This is a genomic window from Streptomyces beijiangensis (assembly GCF_017315755.1).
In the GTDB taxonomy this organism is placed as follows: Bacteria; Actinomycetota; Actinomycetes; order Streptomycetales; family Streptomycetaceae; genus Streptomyces; species Streptomyces beijiangensis.
On the sequence record NZ_JAFLRJ010000119.1, the window covers coordinates 1 to 6,572 of the forward strand.

Below are 6,572 nucleotides of genomic sequence, written 5' to 3' on the forward strand. Positions count from 1 at the left end.
CCCGCATCTCGCGGCCCGCTCCACCTTCGTGGAGCACAGCGGGATCACCCAGCCCGCCCCCGCGCCGCGCTTCTCGGCGACGCCGGGATCCGTGCACCGGGGCCCGGCACAGCCCGGCGCCGACACCGCCGAGGTGGCCGCCGACTGGGGCGTGCCCGGCCTTGCCGAAGGCCTCACCAAGGAGGAGAACCGTTGAAGCGGCAGATATTCGACGCCGAGCACGAGGCGTTCCGCGAGACCGTACGCACCTTCCTCGCCAAGGAGGTCCTGCCGCACTACGAGCAGTGGGAGAAGGACGGCATCGTCTCGCGCGACGCCTGGCGGGCGGCCGGGAAGCAGGGGCTGCTCGGACTCGCGGTCCCCGAGGAGTACGGCGGCGGCGGGAACGCGGACTTCCGCTACAGCGCCGTACTGGCCGAGGAGTTCACCCGCGCGGGAGCCGCCGGGCTCGCCCTCGGGCTGCACAACGACATCATCGGCCCGTACCTGAGCGGCCTCGGGACCGAGGACCAGAAGCGGCGCTGGCTGCCCGGGTTCTGCAGCGGCGAGACCATCACAGCCATCGCGATGACCGAGCCGGGCGCGGGCAGCGACCTGCAGGGGATCCGTACGAGCGCCGAGGACCGCGGCGACCACTGGCTGCTCAACGGCTCCAAGACCTTCATCTCCAACGGGATCCTCGCCGACCTGGTGATCGTCGTCGCCAAGACGTCCCCCGACGGCGGCGCGAAGGGACTGTCGCTGCTGGTCGTAGAGCGCGGTGCGGAAGGCTTCGAGCGCGGCCGCAATCTGGACAAGATCGGCCAGAAGTCCCAGGACACGGCGGAGCTCTTCTTCAACGACGTACGCGTCCCGAAGGAGAACCTCCTCGGCGAGCTCAACGGCGCGTTCATCCACCTGATGACCAACCTGGCGCAGGAGCGGATGGGCATCGCGGTCGCCGGGATCGCCGCCGCCGAGTACCTCCTGGAGATCACCATGGAGTACGTGAAGCAGCGCGAGGCCTTCGGCCGGCCGCTCTCCAAGCTCCAGCACATCCGCTTCGAGATCGCGGAGATGGCCACCGAGTGCGCCGTCACCCGTACCTTCCTCGACCGGTGCATCGTCGATCACTCGAACGGGGAACTCGACGCGGTCCATGCGTCGATGGCCAAATGGTGGGCCACCGAGCTCCAGAAGCGTGTCGCCGACCGGTGTCTGCAACTGCACGGCGGCTACGGCTACATGACCGAGTACCGGGTCGCGAGAGCCTTCACGGACGGCCGTATCCAGACGATCTACGGCGGTACGACCGAAATCATGAAGGAGATCATCGGCCGGTCCCTCCTCGGCTGACCCGCAGCCCCGCCTCTTTTACCCGTACATTCCGAAAGGCAGCTGTCTTGAGTACCGAAGCGTATGTGTACGACGCGATCCGCACCCCGCGCGGGCGCGGAAAGGCCAACGGCGCCCTGCACGGCACCAAGCCGATAGACCTGGTCGTCGGCCTGATCCACGAGATGCGGCGCCGCTTCCCCGGACTCGACCCGGCCGCGATCGACGACATCGTGCTCGGCGTCGTCAGCCCGGTCGGCGACCAGGGCTCCGACATCGCCCGTATCGCGGCCGTCGCGGCAGGGCTGCCCGACACCGTGGCCGGTCTGCAGGAGAACCGCTTCTGTGCCTCCGGCCTGGAGGCCGTCAACCTCGCCGCGGCCAAGGTCCGTTCGGGCTGGGAGGACCTGGTCCTGGCCGGCGGCGTCGAGTCGATGTCCCGTGTCCCCATGGCCTCCGACGGCGGCGCCTGGGCCATGGACCCGATGACCAACTGGGACACAGGCTTCGCGCCCCAGGGCATCGGCGCCGACCTGATCGCCACCATCGAGGGCTTCACCCGCCACGACGTGGACTCGTACGCGGCCCTCTCCCAGGAGCGCGCCGCCGAGGCATGGAAGGACGGCCGCTTCAAGCGCTCCGTCGTACCCGTCCTCGACCGCAACGGCCTGGTCGTCCTCGACCACGACGAGCACATGCGCCCCGGCACGACCGCCGAGTCGCTGGCCGCCCTCAAGCCCTCCTTCGCCGCGATCGGCGAGATGGGCGGTTTCGACGCGGTGGCGCTGCAGAAGTACCACTGGGTCGAGAAGATCGACCACGTCCACCACGCGGGCAACTCCTCGGGCATCGTGGACGGCGCGTCCCTCGTCGCGATCGGTACGCGCGAGATCGGCGAGCGGTACGGCATGGCTCCCCGCGCCCGTATCATCTCGGCCGCAGTCTCCGGCTCCGAGCCGACCATCATGCTCACAGGGCCCGCGCCCGCCACCCGCAAGGCCCTCGCCAAGGCGGGCCTGACCGTCGACGACATCGACCTCTTCGAGATGAACGAGGCCTTCGCGGGCGTCGTGCTGCGTTTCGCCAAGGACATGAACGTCCCCATCGAGAAGATCAACGTCAACGGCGGCGCCATCGCGCTCGGCCACCCGCTCGGCGCCACCGGCGCGATGATCCTCGGCACCCTCATCGACGAGCTGGAGCGCCGCGACCAGCGCTACGGCCTCGTCACCCTCTGCGTCGGCGGCGGCATGGGTGTCGCCACCGTCGTCGAGCGTCTCTGACCCCCCGCCCTCATCCCTCCCGGAGCAGCCAGACCATGAGCGAGAACACCACCATTCGCTGGGAACAGGACGAGAGCGGCGTCGTCACCCTCGTCCTCGACGATCCCAACCAGTCCGCCAACACGATGAACCAGGCGTTCAAGGACTCCGTCACCGCCGTCGCGGACCGTCTGGAGGCGGAGAAGGACAGCGTCCGCGGCATCATCTTCACCTCCGCCAAGAAGACCTTCTTCGCGGGCGGCGACCTCAAGGACATGATCCAGGTCGGCCCGGCCCAGGCGCAGCAGGCCTTCGACGCGGGCATGGCGATCAAGCATGCTCTGCGCCGTATCGAGACGCTCGGCAAGCCGGTCGTCGCCGCGATCAACGGAGCGGCGCTGGGCGGCGGTTACGAGATCGCCCTCGCCTGTCACCACCGCATCGCGCTGGACGCACCCGGCTCGAAGATCGGCCTTCCCGAGGTCACGCTGGGCCTGCTCCCGGCGGGCGGCGGCGTGACGCGTACGGTACGCCTGATGGGCATCGCCGACGCGCTGCTCAAGGTCCTCCTCCAGGGCACGCAGTACAGCCCGAAGCGTGCCCTCGACAACGGCCTTGTCCACGAAGTGGCCGTCTCCACCGAGGAGATGCTCGCCAAGGCCCGCGCCTTCATCGAGGCGAACCTCACCTCCCAGCAGCCCTGGGACATCAAGGGCTACAAGATCCCCGGTGGCACGCCCTCCAACCCGCGCTTCGCCGCCAACCTCCCCGCCTTCCCCGCGAACCTGAAGAAGCAGATCAACGGTGCGTCCTACCCGGCGCCGCGCAACATCCTGGCGGCCGCCGTCGAGGGCTCGCAGGTCGACTTCGAGACCGCGCAGACCATCGAAGCCAGGTACTTCACGGAGCTGGTCACCGGCCAGATCTCCAAGAACATGATCCAGGCGTTCTTCTTCGACCTCCAGGCCGTCAACTCCGGCGCCAGCCGCCCCCAGGGCATCGCACCGCGCCCCACGCGCAGGGTCGCCGTGCTCGGCGCCGGGATGATGGGCGCGGGCATCGCGTACTCCTGCGCCAGGGCCGGGATCGAGGTCGTCCTCAAGGACGTCACCCCCGAAGCGGCCGCCAAGGGCAAGGCGTACTCGGCCGCCCTCCTCGACAAGGCGCTCTCCCGTGGCCGTACGACCGAGGCCAAGCGGGACGCGCTCCTCGCCCTCATCACCCCGACCGCCGACCCGGCCGACCTGGCGGGCTGCGACACGGTGATCGAAGCGGTCTTCGAGGACGTCTCCCTCAAGCACAAGGTGTTCCAGGAGATCCAGGACGTCGTCGGACCCGACGCGCTCCTCTGCTCCAACACCTCCACGCTGCCCATCTCCCTTCTCTCCGAAGGGGTTTCGCGCCCCGCCGACTTCATCGGACTGCACTTCTTCTCGCCTGTCGACAAGATGCCGCTCGTCGAGATCATCAAGGGTGAGCGCACGGGCGACGAGGCGCTTGCGCGCGCCTTCGACCTCGTACGCCAGATCAAGAAGACCCCGATCGTCGTCAACGACTCGCGCGGCTTCTTCACTTCGCGCGTGATCGGCCAGTTCATCAACGAGGGCGTCGCCATGCTCGGCGAAGGCGCCGACCCGGCGTCCATCGAGCAGGCGGCGGCCCAGGCGGGCTACCCGGCGAAGGTCCTGTCCCTCATGGACGAACTGACCCTCACCCTCCCGCGCAAGATCCGCAACGAGGCGCGGCGCGCGGTCGAGGAGGCGGGCGGTACGTGGGCCGGCCACCCCTCGGACGCGGTGATCGACCGGATGGTCGACGAGTTCGGCCGTACGGGACGCAGCGGCGGTGCGGGCTTCTACGAGTACGCGGACGGCAAGCGGGCGGGCCTGTGGCCGGGCCTGCGCGAGCACTTCGCCCGGCCGGGCACGAAGATCCCGTTCCTCGACATGCAGGAGCGGATGCTCTTCTCGGAGGCGCTGGACACGGTCCGCTGCTTCGAGGAGGGCGTGCTCACGTCGGTGCCGGACGCGAACATCGGCTCGATCTTCGGGATCGGCTTCCCGGGCTGGACCGGTGGCGTGATCCAGTACATCAACGGTTACGAGGGCGGCCTGCCCGGCTTCGTGGCCCGCTCCCGTGAACTGGCCGCCCGCTACGGCGAGCGCTTCGCACCGCCGGCCCTGCTGGTGGAGAAGGCGGAGAAGGGCGAGCGCTTCAACTGACGGTTCCGGCCCGCCCCCGTGCTGCGCGGGGGCGGGCACGTCGTACCGGATGGCTCTGACGCTGCGCGCTCACTCCGCGGCGTACCGGGCGCGCAACTCCTCCTTCAGCGAGCGCTGGAAGGCTGTCACCAGGGCCTGCACCACCATCGGCTGCATATGGGCGGAGAGCGACATCATCGTCTCCACCGCCTCAGGACTGTGCTCGCGCTCGCTGTACGGCCCCCACACCTCGTCCTGGAAGAGCTGCGTCAGCTCCTTCGCCGCCTGCCGCGAATGCTCCAGTACGACGTCGCGCGCGGCCAGCAGCGTGTCCAGGGAGATCGGCACCTGGAGGAGCTGTACGCCCAGCCGCAGCAGCCCGGGGTCGACCCGGAACGCGTCCGGGGCGTCGCCCCGCTCCAGCACGTTCATCGCGCCGAGCCGGTCGATGTCCCGCTCGGACAGCACCTGCCCGGCCCGCTGCTCCAGCTCGGCGCGGGTGGCCTTCTGGGCGGAGTCGGGGGCCCATGACGCGACCAGTGCGCGGTGGATGGCCAGATCGTGGGCGCTGAGGTCGGCCGGCAGCTGCTGTACGTACCGCTCGATGGCCGACAGGGTCATGCCCTGGTGCTGCAACTCCTCGACGAGCGCGAGCCGGGAGAGATGCTCGGGCCCGTAATGCCCCACGCGCCGCGGCCCTATGGCGGGCGGGGGCAGGAGCCCCCGGGTGCTGTAGAAGCGGATGGTGCGCACGGTGACTCCGGCGCGCGCGGCCAGTTCGTCGACCGTGAGCGTCGGCTGCTCTGTCTCTGTCGCCATGGCTGAGCCCCTCGCTTGCTGCCGCACGGCATTGATCCGTGGAACAGTATTGCTGTCTCACCACAGTTGCGAAAGCTCCGGCCGCCGGCCGGCCGGATTGTCAGTGGTGGTTCGTACGGTGGGGTCATGACGGGGATCGAGTACGTACGGGGGGACGCCACCGCGCCGCAGGGCAAGGGCGTCAAGCTGATCGCGCATGTCTGCAACGACCTGGGCGGCTGGGGAAAGGGATTCGTGCCGGCGGTGTCGCGACGCTGGCCGGAGCCGGAGGCGGCCTACCGGCGCTGGCACCGGGAGCGCGCGGGCAACGACTTCGGGCTGGGTGCTGTCCAGTATGTCCAGGTGGGTCCCTACACCTGGGTCGCCAACATGGTCGGCCAGCGCGGGATGCGTATCGGCAGCAAGGGCGTGCCCGTGCGGTACGAGGCCATCGATACCGCGCTCGGCGCGGTGGCCGCCAGGGCCGCCGAACTGGGGGCCTCGGTCCATATGCCGCGCATCGGCTGCGGGTTGGCGGGCGGGAAGTGGTCGCGCATCGAGCCCCTCATAGCCGGGCGGCTCGTGGCGGCCGGCATCCGCGTCACGGTCTACGACCACGCGTGAAGCGCGTGTCACTTCAGAGGGTGCTGTCGTGGGGGTGTCGAAGACCCCCGGAATGCTGGTAGGTGGTACGTATGCAGACGCATGCTATGGATCTTGGACCGCTCAAGCCCGAAAACAACGAACTGCTCCTCGGAGTCGTGCTGTTCGCCCTCCTCTACCTTGTCCTGGCGAAAGTCCTGCTGCCCCGCATCGCCCGTACGATCGCGGACCGCGACGACGCCATCCACGGGCAGCAGGAGCGGGCCGAGGATCTGCGCGCGCAGGCCGAGGAGATCCACGCGGAATACCAGGCCGCGCTGGCCGCCGCCCGGCACGATGCCTCCCGCATCCGGCAGCAGGGCAAGGAGGAGGGGGCGGCCGCGATCGCCGAGGC

6 protein-coding genes and 1 pseudogene are annotated in these 6,572 nt (G+C 69.5%); 6 read left to right on the forward strand and 1 reads right to left on the reverse strand.

The window, feature by feature from the left end; translation table 11 throughout:
* From J0695_RS13480 to J0695_RS13495, 4 genes and pseudogenes are all read left to right on the forward strand, one after another.
* Positions 1-196, forward strand: a pseudogene (locus tag J0695_RS13480) (CoA transferase); the annotation flags it as partial.
* Complete coding sequence (locus tag J0695_RS13485; RefSeq protein WP_206962247.1) at positions 193-1,335, forward strand: acyl-CoA dehydrogenase family protein; 1,143 nt, start codon at positions 193-195, stop codon at positions 1,333-1,335. The pseudogene J0695_RS13480 and the gene J0695_RS13485, both read left to right, overlap by 4 nt.
* 47 nt (positions 1,336-1,382) lie before the next feature.
* Positions 1,383-2,597 (forward strand): acetyl-CoA C-acetyltransferase, encoded by a 1,215-nt coding sequence (locus tag J0695_RS13490; RefSeq protein ID WP_206962248.1) that lies wholly within the window; start codon positions 1,383-1,385, stop codon positions 2,595-2,597.
* A gap of 35 nt (positions 2,598-2,632) precedes the next feature.
* Positions 2,633-4,798 carry a 3-hydroxyacyl-CoA dehydrogenase NAD-binding domain-containing protein gene (locus J0695_RS13495; protein WP_206962249.1) on the forward strand — a complete coding sequence of 722 codons (2,166 nt, stop codon included), beginning with the start codon at positions 2,633-2,635 and terminating at the stop codon, positions 4,796-4,798.
* 69 nt (positions 4,799-4,867) lie between these two features.
* Here the strand turns inward: J0695_RS13495 and J0695_RS13500 are convergent, their stop codons facing one another.
* A complete protein-coding gene (locus tag J0695_RS13500) occupies positions 4,868-5,596 on the reverse strand; it encodes a MerR family transcriptional regulator (protein WP_206962250.1) in 729 nt (242 codons plus the stop codon).
* Positions 5,597-5,722: 126 nt separating this feature from the next.
* Between J0695_RS13500 and J0695_RS13505 the strand changes: the two genes are divergently transcribed.
* Positions 5,723-6,199, forward strand: coding sequence for a macro domain-containing protein (locus J0695_RS13505; RefSeq protein WP_206962251.1), 477 nt, complete (start codon positions 5,723-5,725; stop codon positions 6,197-6,199).
* A gap of 71 nt (positions 6,200-6,270) precedes the next feature.
* Positions 6,271-6,572: F0F1 ATP synthase subunit B (locus J0695_RS13510; protein WP_206962252.1), on the forward strand; the 302-nt coding region annotated here is incomplete at its 3' end.